The sequence below is a fragment of the Methylopila sp. 73B genome, assembly GCF_000526315.1.
GTDB lineage: Bacteria > Pseudomonadota > Alphaproteobacteria > Rhizobiales > Methylopilaceae > Methylopila.
The window spans coordinates 3253161-3268975 of the sequence record NZ_JAFV01000001.1 but is presented as its reverse complement, the minus strand read 5'-3'; the positions used below and the strand labels follow the sequence as shown (position 1 = coordinate 3268975).

The 15815-nt window shown below is 69.8% G+C and carries 16 protein-coding genes; 5 read left to right on the top strand and 11 right to left on the bottom strand.

Features of this window, described 5'->3' with window-relative positions; genetic code table 11:
- Positions 1 to 99 precede the first annotated feature (99 nt).
- Both K244_RS0115700 and K244_RS0115695 read left to right on the top strand, forming a co-directional pair.
- Positions 100 to 873: a SprT family zinc-dependent metalloprotease gene (locus tag K244_RS0115700; protein WP_020187234.1), complete on the top strand. Its 774-nt coding sequence runs from the start codon at positions 100 to 102 to the stop codon at positions 871 to 873.
- Positions 874 to 968: 95 nt separating this feature from the next.
- Positions 969 to 2171, top strand: a complete 1203-nt coding sequence (locus K244_RS0115695) for a multidrug effflux MFS transporter (RefSeq protein ID WP_020187233.1) — start codon at positions 969 to 971, stop codon at positions 2169 to 2171.
- 4 nt (positions 2172 to 2175) lie between these two features.
- Here the strand turns inward: K244_RS0115695 and K244_RS0115690 are convergent, their stop codons facing one another.
- From K244_RS0115690 to miaB, 8 genes are all read right to left on the bottom strand, one after another.
- Positions 2176 to 2865, bottom strand: coding sequence for a tRNA (guanine(46)-N(7))-methyltransferase TrmB (locus tag K244_RS0115690; protein ID WP_020187232.1), 690 nt, complete (start codon positions 2863 to 2865; stop codon positions 2176 to 2178).
- Between the two features lie 41 nt (positions 2866 to 2906).
- The gene (gene metK / locus K244_RS0115685) at positions 2907 to 4079 is read right to left on the bottom strand and encodes a methionine adenosyltransferase (protein ID WP_020187231.1); all 1173 of its coding nucleotides are present in this window, start codon (positions 4077 to 4079) and stop codon (positions 2907 to 2909) included.
- A 96-nt stretch (positions 4080 to 4175) separates the two neighbouring features.
- On the bottom strand, positions 4176 to 4583 hold the full coding sequence (locus K244_RS0115680) for a helix-turn-helix transcriptional regulator (RefSeq protein WP_020187230.1): 408 nt from the start codon (positions 4581 to 4583) through the stop codon (positions 4176 to 4178).
- A gap of 142 nt (positions 4584 to 4725) precedes the next feature.
- Positions 4726 to 6321 carry an apolipoprotein N-acyltransferase gene (lnt, locus tag K244_RS0115675; RefSeq protein ID WP_020187229.1) on the bottom strand — a complete coding sequence of 532 codons (1596 nt, stop codon included), beginning with the start codon at positions 6319 to 6321 and terminating at the stop codon, positions 4726 to 4728.
- Positions 6322 to 6352: 31 nt separating this feature from the next.
- On the bottom strand, positions 6353 to 7351 hold the full coding sequence (locus K244_RS0115670) for a hemolysin family protein (protein ID WP_020187228.1): 999 nt from the start codon (positions 7349 to 7351) through the stop codon (positions 6353 to 6355).
- 4 nt (positions 7352 to 7355) lie between these two features.
- On the bottom strand, positions 7356 to 7871 hold the full coding sequence (gene ybeY / locus K244_RS0115665) for an rRNA maturation RNase YbeY (RefSeq protein ID WP_020187227.1): 516 nt from the start codon (positions 7869 to 7871) through the stop codon (positions 7356 to 7358).
- The gene (locus K244_RS0115660) at positions 7868 to 8788 is read right to left on the bottom strand and encodes a PhoH family protein (protein ID WP_155932027.1); all 921 of its coding nucleotides are present in this window, start codon (positions 8786 to 8788) and stop codon (positions 7868 to 7870) included. Before K244_RS0115660 ends, ybeY begins: the two co-directional genes overlap by 4 nt.
- Positions 8789 to 8934: 146 nt before the next feature.
- Entirely contained in the window at positions 8935 to 10320 is a 1386-nt protein-coding gene (miaB, locus tag K244_RS0115655; protein ID WP_020187225.1) for a tRNA (N6-isopentenyl adenosine(37)-C2)-methylthiotransferase MiaB, read from the bottom strand.
- A 160-nt stretch (positions 10321 to 10480) separates the two neighbouring features.
- Between miaB and K244_RS0115650 the strand changes: the two genes are divergently transcribed.
- Positions 10481 to 11542, top strand: a complete 1062-nt coding sequence (locus K244_RS0115650) for an FUSC family protein (RefSeq protein WP_020187224.1) — start codon at positions 10481 to 10483, stop codon at positions 11540 to 11542.
- 10 nt (positions 11543 to 11552) lie between these two features.
- Here K244_RS0115650 and K244_RS0115645 read toward each other — a convergent pair whose 3' ends face one another.
- The 3 genes from K244_RS0115645 to K244_RS0115635 all read right to left on the bottom strand — a co-directional run bounded on the left by K244_RS0115645 (position 11553) and on the right by K244_RS0115635 (position 13198).
- Complete coding sequence (locus tag K244_RS0115645) at positions 11553 to 11966, bottom strand: dihydrofolate reductase (protein ID WP_020187223.1); 414 nt, start codon at positions 11964 to 11966, stop codon at positions 11553 to 11555.
- 60 nt (positions 11967 to 12026) lie between these two features.
- Positions 12027 to 12461: a heme-binding protein gene (locus tag K244_RS0115640; RefSeq protein WP_020187222.1), complete on the bottom strand. Its 435-nt coding sequence runs from the start codon at positions 12459 to 12461 to the stop codon at positions 12027 to 12029.
- 83 nt (positions 12462 to 12544) lie between these two features.
- Positions 12545 to 13198, bottom strand: coding sequence for a pyridoxamine 5'-phosphate oxidase family protein (locus tag K244_RS0115635; RefSeq protein ID WP_020187221.1), 654 nt, complete (start codon positions 13196 to 13198; stop codon positions 12545 to 12547).
- A 220-nt stretch (positions 13199 to 13418) separates the two neighbouring features.
- Here K244_RS0115635 and rimP point away from each other — a divergent pair, with 220 nt between their 5' ends.
- Together rimP and nusA are read left to right on the top strand one after the other, a co-directional pair.
- The gene (gene rimP, locus K244_RS22115) at positions 13419 to 14168 is read left to right on the top strand and encodes a ribosome maturation factor RimP (RefSeq protein ID WP_024816540.1); all 750 of its coding nucleotides are present in this window, start codon (positions 13419 to 13421) and stop codon (positions 14166 to 14168) included.
- Positions 14169 to 14173: 5 nt separating this feature from the next.
- A complete protein-coding gene (gene nusA / locus K244_RS0115625; RefSeq protein ID WP_020187219.1) occupies positions 14174 to 15796 on the top strand; it encodes a transcription termination factor NusA in 1623 nt (540 codons plus the stop codon).
- Positions 15797 to 15815: the final 19 nt, after the last annotated feature.

Here is a 15815-nt window from a genome sequence, read left to right as displayed (position 1 = left end):
GCATGAAGGGGTCGCGCAGCCGGAATCCGCGCGGCTAAAGTCGGCGGCGACGCTGATTCGCCGCCTTGCCGGCGGTCGGCCCACCACCGTCCGGTCGCCATGTCGCTGTTCCGCGCCTTCCGTGCCCTGCCGCTCCTCGCGCGTCCCGACGCGCGTCTGCACGACGACGCGCTGCGCGTCGACACCCGACTCGGCGAGGTCGCGATCGCGATCCGACGGAACGCCCAGGCGCGGCGGATGACGCTGCGGGTGCGCTCAGCCGCACGCGACGTGACGCTGACGCTGCCGGCGCGCACGTCGCTCGCGGCCGCGCGCGATTTTGTGGAGCGTCACGTCGGCTGGATCGAGCAGCGGCTCGCCAGACTGCCGGAGCACGTGCCCTTCGCGCACGGCGAGATCATTCCGCTGCGAGGAGAGCCGCACCGCATCGTGCTGAAGGAGAGCGTTCGCGGGCTCGTGCGCGTCGAGCCAGGCCTTCGCGGCGAAACGCCGGTCCTTGCGGTCTATGGCCTCGCCCCGCACGCGCCGCGCCGGCTCGGCGACTTTCTGAAGCGCGAGGCGCGCGATGACCTCACGGAGGCCGTCCGGCGCCACGCCGCGGCGCTCGGCGTCATGGTCGGACGCATGACGATCAAGGACACCAAGAGCCGCTGGGGCTCGTGCTCGGTCGCCGGCGATCTCGCGTTCTCCTGGCGGCTCATTCTGGCGCCGCCCTATGTGCTCGACTACCTCGCCGCGCATGAGGTCGCGCACCGCAAGGAGATGAATCACGGGTCGCGTTACTGGGCGCACGTCGCCCGCATCGTTCCCGACTACGACCGCGCGGAAGCCTGGCTCAAGGCCCATGGGGCGACGCTGCACCGATACGGCTGAGTCGTCGCGCGCATCGGCGCCATGCCGCGACGCGCCTCGACCTCGTCGGTCCCCGGCCTATCTGCGCAGCCTCCCGCCTCGTCTCCCGGCGTCCGATGCATCTGCGGCCCGACACCTTCGCTCTGACCTGCCTGCTCGCGCTGCTGACGGCGGTCGGACCGCTTGCGATCGACATGTATCTGCCGTCGCTGCCGCATCTGACGGCCGCGCTCGGCGCAAGCCCGGCTGAGGGGCAGCTCACGCTGTCCGCCTTCCTGTTGGGATTCGCCGGGGGGCAGATCGTCTACGGGCCGATGTCGGACGCGCGAGGCCGCAAGCCGACGCTGATCGTGAGCCTCGCGCTGTTCACCTTCGGAAGCGCGCTTTGCGCGCTCGCGCCCTCGATCGAGATGCTGATCGCCGCCCGTTTCGTTCAGGCGCTGGGAGGCGCGGGGCCGGTCGTGCTCGCGCGCTCGATCGTGCGCGATCTCTATTCCGGACCCCGCGCGGCCCGCGAGCTCGCGCGGATGGCGACGATCCTCGGCGTGGTGCCCGCGGCGGCGCCCCTGATCGGCGGCGTGCTCGAAACAACCTTCAACTGGCGCGCCACCTTCGTGCTGCTGACCGTCGTGCTCGCCCTCGAGATGCTGGTCGTCGCCTTCCTGCTGCCGGAGACGCTCAAGGCGCGGACCACCGGCGCGCTCAGCCCGCGCACGGTGCTCGCAAGCTACGGCGTGTTGCTGCGGCACAAGGCGTTCCTGTCCTACCTCGGCCTCACTGTGATCGCCTTCGGCGGGCTGTTCGCCTACATCTCGACGTCGTCGTTCATCCTGCAGTCGGTCTACAAGCTGTCCGAGATCGCCTACGGCGCGGCCTTCGCGATCGGGGTCATTGGCTTCATCGGCGGCACGCTCGCCGCGGGCCCGCTGGTGAAAACCCGCGGGCTGGACGGCGCGATCGGCGTCGGCGCCTGCGCGGTCGCGCTCGGCGGTTGCCTGATGCTGGCCCTCGTGACCCTGGGGCCGGGCTCTCCCGCGGAGGTGGTCGTCCCGATGATGATCTACATGTTCGGCGTCGGGCTGGTGATGCCGCAGAGCATGGCGTCCGCGCTGCAGCCGTTCCCGGAGCGAGCCGGCGCGGCGTCGTCGCTCGTCGGCTTCAGCCAGATGGCGTTCGGGGCGATCGTCGGCGTCGCGCTGGGCCGCACGCTCGGCGCCGGCGGCGTTCTCCCGCTGCCGATCACCGTCGCGTTCTTCGGCGTGGCGACGCTCGTGCTCTTCCGACTGTCGCGCGCGGCGCGCGGCGAAACGCCGGTCTGAGCGGTCAGAGCCGGCGGAAGATCAGGTAGCTGCCGCGCCGCCCTTCGCGGATCGCCTTCGCCTCGTAGCGGGTGCCCGGCCATCCGGCCCAAGGCTCGCGCCAGTCGGCGGCGCGGCGCGCGGTCCACTCGAAATCGTCCGAACGGCGGGCGTGCTCCAGCGTCCAGGCGACATAGGTGTCGATATCGGATGCGAAGCGGAACGGCGCGCCAGGTTTCAGCGCGCGGGCGATGCGGCCGAGGTTCTGGTCCGAGACGAAGCGGCGCTTCCAGTGGCGCGTCTTGGGCCAGGGGTCAGGATAGAGCAGATCCACCTGCGCCAGCGAGGCCGGCGGCAGTCGGTCGAGCAGCTGGGTCGCGTCGTCGTCGTAGAGACGAACGTTGCGCAACCCGCGCTCGGCGACGCCCGCCAGACCTTTGGCGAGGCCCGAGAGGAAGGGCTCGACGCCGATGAAGCCGATGTGCGGGTTGGTCTCCGCCTCATGAAGCAGGTGCTCGGCGCCGCCGAAGCCGATCTCGAGGCGCACCTCGGAAACGGGCGCCTCGAACAGCCGCGTGAGATCGTCGGGAATCGCTTCGAGGTCGACCTTCAGCCGCGGGAGATCGTCCTCGATCCGCGCCGCGCGGCCCGCGCGCAGCGGCTTGCCGCGGCGGCGGCCGAAGAACGAGCCTTCGTAGCGCGTGTCGTCGGACATGGGACGTTCGATCGCTCGCGCGGAATAGCTTCGCCCTGTGCTCAGCCGAGCGCGGACTTCAACGCCTCGGCGAGGTCGATCGCCTCCCAGGAGAAGCCGCCGTCGGCGTCCGGCGCGCGGCCGAAGTGGCCGTAGGCGGCGGTGCGCGCGTAGATCGGGCGGTTGAGCTGAAGCTTCTCCCGGATGCCGCGCGGCGACAGGCTCATCGCGTCGCCCAGGACCTGTTCGAGCTTCGCCTCGTCCACCCGGCCGGTGCCGTGCAGATCGACGTAGATCGACAGCGGCTGCGACACGCCGATGGCGTAGGATAGCTGGATCGTGGCCCGGTCCGCGAGGTCCGCCGCGACGACATTCTTCGCGAGGTAGCGCGCGGCGTAGGCGGCCGAGCGGTCGACCTTGGTCGGGTCCTTGCCCGAGAAGGCGCCGCCGCCGTGCGGGGCCGCGCCGCCGTAGGTGTCCACGATGATCTTGCGGCCGGTGAGGCCGCAGTCGCCGTCGGGACCGCCGATGACGAAGGAGCCGGTGGGGTTCACGTGCCAGATCGTCTCATCAGACACCCAGCCCTCGGGCAGAGTCTGGCGGATGTAGGGCTCGACGATCGCGCGGATATCGGCGGAGGTCTGGGTCTCGTCCGTGTGCTGGGTCGAGAGCACGATCGAGGTGACGCCGACAGGGACGCCGTTGGCGTAGCGCACGGTCACCTGGCTCTTGGCGTCCGGTCCGAGCGTCGGCTGCTCGCCTGAGTGCCGGACTTCGGCGAGGCGCTTCAGGATCTTGTGGGCGTAATAGATCGGCGCCGGCATCAGCTCCGGAGTCTCGCGGCAGGCGTAGCCGAACATGATGCCCTGGTCGCCGGCGCCTTCGTCTTTGTTGCCGGAGGCGTCAACGCCCTGCGCGATGTGCGCGGATTGGGCATGGAGATACACGTCGATTTCGGCGGTCTTCCAGTGGAAGCCATCTTGCTCGTAGCCGATGTCGCGGATCGCCGCGCGGGCGGCCTCTTCGATCCTGGCGTGCGTGATATCGTCCGGGCCGCGGACCTCGCCGGCGATCACCACCCGGTTGGTGGTGACCAGCGTCTCGCAGGCCACACGCGCTTCGGGCAGGGCGGCGAGGTAAAGATCGACGACCTCGTCCGAGATCCGATCGCTGACCTTGTCTGGATGACCTTCGGAGACCGACTCGCTGGTGAACAGGTAATCAGCACGCGCCACGAGCGGCCTCCTGCGACAGAAAAGGAAGACAAAACCGTTCGGTAGGCCGAACGGTTTTGTTCCTCGCAGAAGCCGCGCGGACGGTCAAGAAGGCGTTCAGGCCGCGGGTTCGGCGAGCGCGGAGACCAGGTCCACGATCTTGCGACGGACCTTCGGATCTGCAATCCGCACGAACGCCTTGTTAAGCTGGAGGCCTTCGGTAGTGGTCAGGAAGTCCACCACGTAGTCAGAGCTCGGAGCTTCGCCGAAGCCGGGCTGACCCTCGGCCAAGGCGCCGGGCGCGTCTTCGAAGAAGTACGACACCGGCACGCCCATCACCGTGGCGATCTGCTGCATCCGGCTTGCCCCGATGCGGTTCGTGCCCTTCTCGTACTTCTGAATCTGCTGGAACGTGATGCCGAGAGCTTCGCCAAGTTTTTCCTGGCTCATGCCGATCAAGACACGACGCATCCGCACCCGGCTGCCGACGTGCTTGTCGACCGGGTTCGGCGTCTTCTTAATCATTGAATTCTCCTCGCACACTTGAGCGTGCGGCGTCGCCCCCGCCGAACCTGCTTCGTTTCGCTTTGCGCGTCCGCTAACGCAGAAAGATCAAAACGCCCGACGTGAACAACGCGCCCAATTTTGATCTTGCCACGTTTCCCTGTCAAACGCGGGAACGCTTTATGCATACAACGATCAAAAATACCACAGGCAGCAGAAGGAAAAGCCAGCCCTCGGTACTTGAATACAGCGTGGCGGCTATTGGACGCGGCAGCCGCGCGTCGACTGTCCCACGTTGACCCAACGGCAGGGAGGCGATGACCCGCCCATAGGCGTCGACCACCGAGGACACCCCGCCATTCGCCGAACGCACCATCGGCAGGCCCTGCTCGATCGTCCTCACGCGGGCCTGCGCGGCATGTTGATACGGGCCGGGGGTGTGGCCGAACCAGGCGTCGTTGGTGACGTTCAGCAGGAAGTCCGGCCTGTCCCCTTGGGCGATCTCCTCGGGAAAGATCGCCTCATAGCAGACGAGCGTGCGGAAGCGCGGCCCCTGCGGCAGCGCGATCAGGTTCGCCCGCTCCCCCGCGGCGAACCCGCCCTGCAGGCGCGTCAATTGCTCGAGGCCGATCGCCTCCAGCCAGGACTGCAGCGGGAGGTATTCGCCGAAGGGCACCAAGTGGATCTTGTCGTAGGTGGCGAGGATCGAGCCGTCGTCGCCCACGAGGTGCAGCGCGTTCCAGAAGTCCGCGCCCGAGCCGTCCGCTCGCCGCTCGCCGCGCACGGAGCCGGTCGCGAGCGTCGTTCCCGGGGCGAGGCTGCGACCAATGCGGTCGAGCGCATCGGGCGCGCGCGACAGAAGGAAGGGGAATGCGGACTCCGGCCACACCGTCAGCGTCGCGTCGGCGAAGCCGCGCGCTTCCGGCGAGCGCGCCTCGTCCGACAGCGCGAGGTAGGCGTCCATGATGGTGTCGCGGGCCGCCTCCTGCGTCTTCAGGTCCTGAGGAATCTCCGGTTGCAACGCCCGCACCGTGACGCCCGGATCGAACTCCGTCTCGCCCGCGAGCGTGAGGCGCGCGAAGCCGAACACGGCGAGGCCTGCGAGCGTCGCCGCGGCGAGGCCGACCAGGCCGACGCGCGGGCGCAAGTCGCCAAGGACCGCGGGCGCGGCGAAGATCGCGAGGCACAGGAAGGTCAGGCCCTCGACGCCGATCACCGACGCGAATTGGCCGAGCCAGAGTTGGTCGGCGAGCGCGTAGCCGAAGGAGTTCCAGGGAAATCCGGTGAGCACGTGGCCGCGGGCGAGCTCCGCGAGGCCGAGGCCCAGCGCGAAGGCGAAGACCCGCCGCGCGCCGCCGCTCCACATGAGCCGCGCGAGCGCGAAGCCGGCGGCCGGAAACAGCGCGAGCCCCATGGGGAGACCGACCACCGCGAAGGGCATCAGCCAGCCGAACACGTCGGCGTCCACCAGGAAGGCCGAGCCCACCCACCACAGGCCTGCGAGGAAGTAGCCGAAGCCGAAGCACCAGCCGATGCGGGCCGCGGCGAAGAGGCTGCGAAGCCGCGTCGCGCCGGAGGCGCCGTCGATCAGCCAGACGGCGACGGGGAACGTGAGGGCGAGCGCCGGCCAGACCGAAAACGGCGGCATGGCGAGGGCGGAGACGGCGCCGGCGAAGACGGCGGCCAAGGCTCGCCGCCAGCCCGAAAGCAGCGTCAGCCGTTCCGCGAACGACGATAGGCCCTCGAGACGTCGCGGCATGGCGGTCGGGCCCTGTGATGTCGAAAACGGCTCAGGCCGCGTCCGCGGCGCTCCCGGGCGTATCCGATTCGTCCGCCGCGCGCGCGGGGTCGGTTCCGCCGCGCACGATGCGCACCGACACGACCCGCCGCGGATCGGCCTTCAGCACCTCGAGGCGGTGCCCGCCGGGGCCGGCCACCACGTCCCCCTCCGCCGGCACGCGGCCGGCGAGCGTCACGATCAGCCCGCCGAGCGTGTCGACCTCGTCGATGAAGTTCGAGATGTCGAAGGCGGGGCCCACAGCCTCGGCCACGTCCTCCAGCGCGGCGCGGGCGTCCGCCACGAAGCCGCCTTCGCCGTCGGCCGCGATCCGCACCTCCTCCTCGTCGTCGTGCTCGTCCTCGATGTCGCCGACGATGGTCTCGACGATGTCCTCGATCGAGACGAGCCCGTCGACGCCGCCGTACTCGTCGACCACGAGCGCGAGATGGATGTGCAGCGACTGCATGCGGGCGAGCAGGTCGGTCGCCGCCATGGAGGGCGGCGCGTAGATCACCGGGCGGATCAGGTCGGCGTCGCCGATGCGGGCGGTGACGTCCACCGTCGCGAGGTCGAGGGCCGTTCCTTCGCCCTCGGCGCCGCGGGCGATGACCGCGAGCGCGTCCTTGACGTGGATCATGCCGCGGGGCTCGTCGAGCGAGCCCTGGTGCACCGGTAGCCGCGAATGTCCCGCCGCGGCGAAGGTCGCGAGCAGCTGGCCGAGCGTGATGTCGTCTGACACCGCCACGATCTCGCTGCGGGGAACCATCACGTCGTCGACGCGGGTGCCGCGCAGGCCGAGCACGTTGCGAAGCAGCACCCGCTCCTGCGGCGAGACGGAGAGATCGGTCTCGTCCGTTTCGTCCAGGGCCTCGGCGAACTCTTCCCGCAGAGTCTGCGGCGCGCCGAGCCCGACGAAGGCCCGCAATCGCTCGATCCAGTTGTCGGAGCGCCCGTCGGAGCCGCGGCCGTGGGGGGCGCGTTCGCGGGCGGGGGTGTCGGAGGAAGACATGGGGTCAGACCGTTCGGAGAGTTTCAGGCGCGTCGGCGTAGGGGTCTGCGACCCCGATGCGAGCGAGGGCGCGGGTCTCGATCGCCTCCATCTCCTCCGCCGCGGCGTCGACGACGTGGTCGTAGCCGAAGAGATGCAACACGCCGTGGACGACGAGATGGGAGAGATGGGCGGAGAAGGGCTTGCCTTCGTCCTCGGCCTCGCGGGCGACGGTCTCGTAGGCGAGTATCACGTCGCCGAGCATCGGCGCGTCGGCCATCTGGTCCGGCTCGAAGGCCGGGAAGGTGAGGACGTTGGTGGGCGTGTCCCTGGCCCGCCACGCCGCGTTGAGCTCGCGCACGCGCGCGTCGTCGGCGAGCGTCACCGCGAGCTCCGCGTCGGGGAGGGCGTCGAGCTCGGCCTCGTCAAAGGCGGCGAGCACGGCGGCGGCCACGAGCGCTTCGGCGTCGGGGAGGGCGTCCCAGAGTTCGCTGTCGCGCACGGTTTCGAGCGCGACGGGGGGAGATCGATCCGGGCTCATACGCTCGGACTCTCGTGCGCGCCCTCGTAGGCGCGGACGATCCGCGCGACGAGCTCATGGCGCACCACGTCGGCGGCGGAGAACCGCGTCACCCCGATGCCCTCGACGTTTTCGAGCAGGCCGACCGCCTCGGCGAGCCCGGACACCTGGCCCGGCGGCAGGTCGATCTGGGTCGGGTCGCCGGTGATGATCATGCGGCTGTTCTCGCCGAGACGCGTCAGGAACATCTTCATCTGCATGGACGAGGTGTTCTGCGCCTCGTCCAGCAGCACGATCGCGTTCGCCAGCGTCCGGCCGCGCATGAAGGCGAGCGGGGCGATCTCGATCATGCCCGAGGTCATGCCGCGCTCGACCTTCTCAGCCGGCATCACGTCGTAGAGCGCGTCGTAGAGCGGGCGGAGATAGGGGTCGACCTTCTCCTTCATGTCGCCCGGCAGGAAGCCGAGGCGCTCGCCGGCCTCGACCGCGGGGCGGGAGAGGATGATGCGGTCGGCTTCGCCGCGTTCGATCAGAGCGGCGGCCCAGGCGACCGCGATGTAGGTCTTGCCGGTGCCTGCTGGGCCGGTCGCGAACACCAGCTCGTGGCGTCCGAGCGAGCGGATGTAGGCGTCCTGGGCCGCGGTGCGGGCGACGATGGTCTTCTTGCGGGTCGCGACCTGGGCGAAGCCCGGGCGCGGGCCGTCGCCGTCGGCGGGAAACAGCTGCCCCTGCGACGCCGCCATGCGGATCGCGCCGTCGACGTCGCCGAGGGCGACGGCCTCGCCGCGCTTCACCCGGTCGTAGAGGCTCTCCAGCACCTTGCGAGCCTGGCGGCAGGCCTCGGCGGGGCCGCGCAGCGCCACATGATTGCCGCGCACCGTGGCCTCGATGCCGAGCCTACGCTCCAGGAAGGCGAGGTTCTGGTCGTGGCTGCCCATCAGGCTCGAGGCGTGCCGGTTGTCGTCGAAGGCGATGGTGACCTCCGCCGGCGAGGAGGTCTCGCGGGCGAAGCCGGGCTTGCGCGGGGACGGCGCAGCCGCGTTCCCCCGCAACGGATCGAAACCTTTAACGGTGCTGTCCGCGCTCAAGCGGTCGCCTCCGCGGGCTCACGATGGGTTTCGCGCGCGCCGCCCGCGGGCGCGGCGAACAAGCTGTTGGCGCCGACGTCGGTCACCACGGCGTCGATCACGTCGCCGAGGTTAGCGCCCGGAGCGACGATCTGCACAGGCTGAAGATAGGGCGAGCGGCCGGCGAGCTGGCCCGTATGGCGTCCCGGCCGATCGAGCAGCACGTCGATGCGGCGTCCGATCAGCGAGCGCGCGAAGGCGGCCTGCTGCTTGGAGATCAGCGCCTGCAGCCGCTGAAGCCGCTCGTCCTTCACGGCTTCGGCGACCTGGCCGGCCATGTCGGAGGCGGGCGTGCCCGGCCGCGGGCTGTACTTGAAGGTGAAGGCGCTGGCGTAGTCCGCCGCGCGGGCGATCGCCATTGTCGCCTCGAAATCGGCGTCGGTCTCGCCGGGAAAGCCGACGATGAAATCGCCGGAGAGCGCAAGGTCCGGCCGGGCGGCGCGCACCTTGTCGATTAGGCGGAGGTACTCGTCGGCCGTGTGCTTGCGGTTCATCGCGGCGAGGATGCGGTCGGAGCCGGACTGCACGGGAAGATGCAGGTAGGGCATCAGCTTGGGCAGGTCGCGATGGGCGGCGATCAGGTCGTCGTCCATGTCGCGGGGATGGCTGGTGGTGTAGCGCAGCCGCGCGAGGCGCCCGATCTCGGCCAGACGTTCGAGCAGGCGCGCCAGCGACCAGGCCCGGCCGTCCGGTCCCTCGCCGTGGAAGGCGTCCACGTTCTGGCCGAGCAGCGTCACCTCGCGCACGCCGGCGGCGACCAGGCGCTCGGTCTCGGCGACGATCTGCGCCACCGACCGGGAGGCCTCGGCGCCGCGGGTGTAGGGCACCACGCAGAAGGTGCAGAACTTGTCGCAGCCTTCCTGCACGGTGACGAAGGCCGTGACGCCGCGGCCCCGGATGGCCTTGGGGGCCGGCCGCGAGAGGTGGTCGAACTTGTCCTCGACCGAGAACTCGGTGTCGACCGGCCGGCGCCCCTCCGCCGCCTCCCGCAGGAGCTCCGGCAACCGGTGATAGCTCTGCGGCCCGACCACGAGGTCGACGACCGGCGCGCGCTTCAGGATCTCGGCGCCTTCGGCCTGCGCGACGCAGCCTGCGACCGCGACCTTGGGCCGGCGCCCGGTCTCCTGCTTCATCTTCCGGATGCGGCCGAGTTCGGAATAGACCTTCTCGGCGGCCTTCTCGCGGATGTGGCAGGTGTTGAGGATGATCAGGTCGGCGTCGTCCGCCGACTCGGTTTCAACGTAGCCTTCGGGCGCAAGCGCGTCGGCCATGCGCTCCGCGTCGTAGACGTTCATCTGACAGCCGTACGATTTGACGAAAAGCTTGGGAGTGTGGGCTGTCATTCCAGAACGGTCTTTTGGAGCTCCGCGGGGCGGCGGAGGCCGCCCGTTCGAACCCAAGCTTTAGCCCGAAACCGCGTGCGAGAGAATAGCCGAGCGTTGATCTCGCGGGTCTTCGCGCCCGCGCGGGTCGCGCCATAACGTTATCGACGGGACATATTCGATGCGCCTCACCTTCGCCGACCGGCACGCCGCCGACCTCAAGTTCGCTGCGAAGGTCGCCGTGGCCTCGGCGTCGGCGTTCGTCGCAGCCACGCTGCTGTCGCTGCCCCAAGGTTACTGGAGCGTGATTTCGGCGCTCATCGTGGTCCAGACCAGCGTCGGCGGCACCGTCGCCGCGGCGCAGGAGCGAGCGGTCGGGACGGTCGTCGGCGCGATCGTCGGCGGAGCCGCTGGCTTCCTCCATCCGCAGTCGCTGGTCACGACCTCGGTCGTGCTGACGGCGACGGTCGCGCTGCTGTCGTTTGCGGCGGCGGGGCGTCCCATGTTGCGGCTTGCGCCGATCACGGCGGCGATCCTGCTGGTGGCGACCGCGAACCAGTCCGGCGCCCTGGTGGTCGCGGCGGAGCGCGTCGCGGAGGTGCTGCTCGGCTGCGCGATCGGCGTGGCCACGACGTTGATCGTGTTCCCCGCGCATGTGGACCGGGATCTCGCCCGCGAGGCGCGCAGCGTGGCGAAGGACATCGCCGCCTTGCTCAGGGGTGCTCCGACCCGCCGTCGCGGACCGGAGGGCGCGCACGTGCTCTTGGGGGCGCAGGACGCGATCCGCCGCAAGCTTGCGGCGCTGGAGAAGACGGTGGCCGACGCCCGCCGCGCGCCCGGCGCCCGGTCGGGCGCGGAGGGACGGGCGGCGCTCGCCCGGACGCTCTGGCGGGTGCGCAACGATGCGGTGGCGGTCGAGCGCGCCTTGAACGCGGCGCCCGACGCGACACGACGGCTGGTCGGGCCGCTGGCCGACGCGGTCATTCTGGCGGCCGCCGACATGCTCGACAGCGTCGCCTCCGGCCGGGACGTGACCGCCGAGCGCGACGAGGCCGACGCCCGGCTCGCCGCGCTCGACGACGCCGTGGCGCATCTTCGCGACGGCGAGACCGTCCGGCTGATCGACGTGGCGGCCGCCGTGCCCACCATGGGGCTCGTTTTCGCGCTCAGGAACCTGGTGGGCAACCTGGCCGATCTGTCCGACCGGCTGGGCGAGGCGAAGGAGCGGTTGGTGGTGGAGTGAACCTCGCGGCTCAGAACTCCAGCGCCTGCCCGCCCGCCAGCAGCCAGGCCGGGTCGAACCAGCGGTCGGCATCCCCGTCGTAAGGGAGACGGTTGATGTCCCAATGGCGGATGTACGGCGCATAGGCGCCCCAGGCGACCGGGCCGCCGCCGACGTACACGATCCGGTCGGGGAAGCGGGCGAGCACGTCGCGCGGCTCCATCGTGCGGTCGGTGATGAACAGCGTGCGGTCGCCGCGGGCGAACTCCGGGATCGCCTCGATCGTCTTGCGGCCCGCGACCAGCACGTGGCCGCGGGTGATGTCGAAGAAGCGCGCGACGTCGTCGACGAAGGGTGCGCGACGGTCGCCCTCCCAGGGAAGCACGCCGTGAAGACCCATCTGGCCGCGGAGGCCGATAGCGCAGATCGAGCGGACGTCGGGCATTAGCTTGAGGCCTCCTCGGCGCGGCGCCGGTCGCCGCGCCGGCGGTCTTACGGCGTTCGCTCAGGTCCTCCAAGGGTGCGCGGGGAGCTCCGACGAGCCGAGCGCCTCGACGCCTGCGGTCGCCACCGCGTGGTCGTTGTCGACCGAGCTGCCGCTGACCCCGATCGCGCCGATCATGACGCCGTTCTCGTCCACGATCGGCAGGCCGCCGGGAAAGGTGATCAGCCCGCCGTTGGAATGCTCAATCCCGAACAGCGGCGCGCCGGGCTGCGACAGCTTGCCGATCTCGCCGGTGGGCATGCCGAAGAACACCGCGGTCTTCGCCTTCTTGATCGCGATGTCGATGCTGCCGACCCAGGCGTCGTCCATGCGGTGAAAGGCCTTCAGGTCGGCGCCGGAATCCACCACCGCGACGCACATGAAGGTGTCGATCTCGCGGGCCTTCTCGATCGCCTTCGCGATGGCGGCTTCGGCGTTCTCTAGCGTGACGTGCATGACGCTCTCCCTGTTCCTGGTGCGAGCGGCGAGCTAGGGCGGGGCCATCGGGCTGCGACCGCGACGAAGGAACAACGGGCGCCTCAGGCGTCGCCGGTCACGAGCTTCGCTTCGTAGGAAGGCAAGTCGAGCAGGCCTTCGCTCTCCGCCCGCGCGCGCTCCTCCTGGGGAAGCGCGTCCTGCACGATGTCGAGCCGCTTCCAGGCGGCGAGCGGCGTGGTCTTGCCGGCTTCCGGCACGTACTTCGAGGTCTCGACCCGCACGTGCTTGTGGATGTAGCGCGGGCAGTTGACCCAGGCCTTGGTCACGTCGACCCGGACCACGTACTTCGCCTCCGGCCACGCGCCGATGAGCGGATCCTCGCGCTCCACCCGCGCCGTTCCTTGAACGCGCAGCCGGTGCGGCGTCTCGAAATCGATGAACAGCAGCCCGACCTTGGCCTGCCCCGCGACGTTGCCCATCGAATAGAACATCCCGTTGCCGTCGAAGCCGGGGAAGGCGAGGGCGTTCGGCCCCAGCACCTTCACCGCGCCCACCGGCCCGCCTTTGTATGAGACGGTCGGCATGCCCTCTGGATCGACGGTCGAGAGGAAGAAATAGTCCCGCGCGGCCACGAAGGCCGCGTCCTTGTCGCTCAGGGCGTCGGTCACGTGATGCTCGTCCAGGAAGCCCGCGAGCTTCGTCGAGCCGAACTCGTCCTGCAACGCCAGATGCTCGGCCGAATACAGCGAACCCATGATCCGTTTCTCCCGATGACGTTTGTCGTTGTTGGGCGGCATGACTGCACGGCCGGACGCGGCTGTCCATCGACGGCCGACGACGGCCGCGCTCTTGCGATCCGCGCGCAAGGCGCGTATATCCGCCTCACTCAATGACATCGTCGACTGGCTCGAACGAGCCCTTCGAGGGTGGGTCCTCCCGGGCCCGCTCCCAAACCTTGTTAGCCGAATGGACTCCATGGCCGACGCCATCGCGACCGAGATCGACAGCCCCCTCGACGAACCCCGCCTCGTGACCGAGAGCGGCGTCGATGCGCGCGTGGCGTCGATCGTGGGTCCCACGCTAATGGATCTCGGGTTCCGCCTCGTGCGGGTAAAGTCCTCCGGACGAAACGGCTACACGCTCCAGATCATGGTGGAGCGGCCGGACGGCACCTTCACGGTCGACGACTGCGAGGTCGCGTCCAAGGCGGTTTCGCCTGTGCTCGACGTCGAGGACCCGATCGAGAAGGCCTATCACCTCGAGCTGTCGTCGCCCGGCATCGATCGGCCGCTGGTGCGGGTCTCCGACTTCGCCCGTTGGGCCGGACATCTCGCCAAGGTCGAGATGGAAATCCCGGTCGACGGCCGTAAGCGCTTCAAGGGCTTTCTCGAAGGCGTCGCCGGCGACAAGGCGATCCTGCGCCGCGACGACGCGGCCAAGGACGAGGTCGCCCGGGTCGAACTGCCGATCGCCGACGTCGGCGAGGCGCGGCTGATCCTGACGGACGAGTTGATCCGCGAGGCGCTGCGGCGCGCCAAGGCCGCAGGCCGCGCGCCCGAAGAAGCCGACGAGGACGTGCCGATGACGGACGACGGCGCACCGTCTCCGGCTGCGAACGATGAAGACACTGACGCCGCTGCGCCGTCCGGCGCGCGGCCGGCCCGCCGGTGGAGCGGGAATGCGAAGGGGAACGGCGCAAAGCCGGCCCCTAAGGGACGGAGGTGACGTCAATGGCGGTCAGCGCCAACCGGCTCGAACTGCTGCAGATCGCCGAAGCGGTCGCCCGCGAGAAGGTCATCGACAAGAGCATCGTGCTCGAGGCGATGGAGGACGCGATCCAGAAGGCCGCGCGCTCGCGCTACGGTCAGGAGACTGAGATCCGCGCCGAGATCAATCCGAAGTCGGGCGAGATCCGACTTTCGCGGCTGATGCTGGTGGTCGAGCTCGTCGACAACGACAACATCGAGATCGCCGTCGAAGACGCGCGCAAGCGCAACCCCGCGGCGCAGCCCGGCGACTACATCGCCGACACGCTGCCGCCGTTCGATTTCGGCCGCATCGCCGCCCAGTCGGCCAAGCAGGTGATCGTGCAGAAGGTGCGCGACGCCGAGCGCGACCGGCAGTACCAGGAGTACAAGGAGCGCATCAGCGACATCGTCAACGGGCTGGTGAAGCGCGTCGAGTACGGCAACGTGATCGTCGACCTCGGCCGCGGCGAGGCGATCGTTCGCCGCGACGAGCTGTTGCCGCGCGAGATGTTCCGCCCCGGCGACCGCGTCCGCGCCTACGTCTACGACGTGCGCCGCGAGCCGCGCGGCCCGCAGATCTTCCTGTCGCGCACGCATCCGCAGTTCATGGCGAAGCTGTTCGCGCAGGAAGTTCCGGAGATCTATGACGGCGTCATCGAGGTGAAGGCGGTCGCCCGTGACCCAGGCTCGCGCGCCAAGATCGCCGTGATCTCGCGCGACGGCTCCATCGACCCTGTCGGCGCCTGCGTCGGCATGCGCGGCTCGCGCGTGCAGGCCGTGGTGCAGGAGCTGCAGGGCGAAAAGATCGACATCATTCCGTGGTCCCAGGACGCGGCTACCTTCATCGTCAACGCGCTGCAGCCGGCGCAGGTGGTGAAGGTCGTCCTCGACGAGGACTCGGAGAAGATCGAGGTCGTGGTTCCCGACGACCAGCTCTCGCTGGCCATCGGCCGCCGCGGCCAGAACGTGCGCCTCGCGTCGCAGCTCACCGGCTGGGACATCGACATCCTCACCGAGGCCGAGGAGAGCGAGCGGCGCCAGAAGGAATTCACCGCGCGCACCCAGGCCTTCATGGAGGCGCTCGACGTCGACGAGACGCTCGGTCAGCTGCTTGCGGCGGAAGGCTTCGCCTCCGTCGAGGAGCTCGCCTATGTCGAGCCGTCCGAGCTCGCGACCATCGAGGGCTTCGATGAGGACATGGCGGCCGAGATCCAGGCCCGCGCCCAGGACTATCTCGCCCGCATCGAGGCGGAGCACGACGCCAAGCGCATCGAACTCGGCGTCGAGGACGCGCTGAAGGAAGTGCCCGGCGTCACCACCGCCATGCTGGTCGCTCTCGGCGAGAACGACGTGAAGAGCGTCGAGGACCTCGCGGGCTGCGCCACCGACGACCTGATCGGCTGGATCGACCGCTCCGGCCCCGAGCCGAAGCGTGAGGCCGGCGCCCTCGACGGCTTCGACCTGTCGCGCGACGAGGCGGAGGCCATGATCATGGCCGCCCGCGTCAAGGCGGGGTGGATCGACGAGGCCGACCTGTTGCCGCCTGAGCCGGAAGCGGTCGAGGGCGAAGAGACCTACGTCGCGGACGGCGAGGCGCGGGTCTGAGCGGAGCGAACGAGGCGGA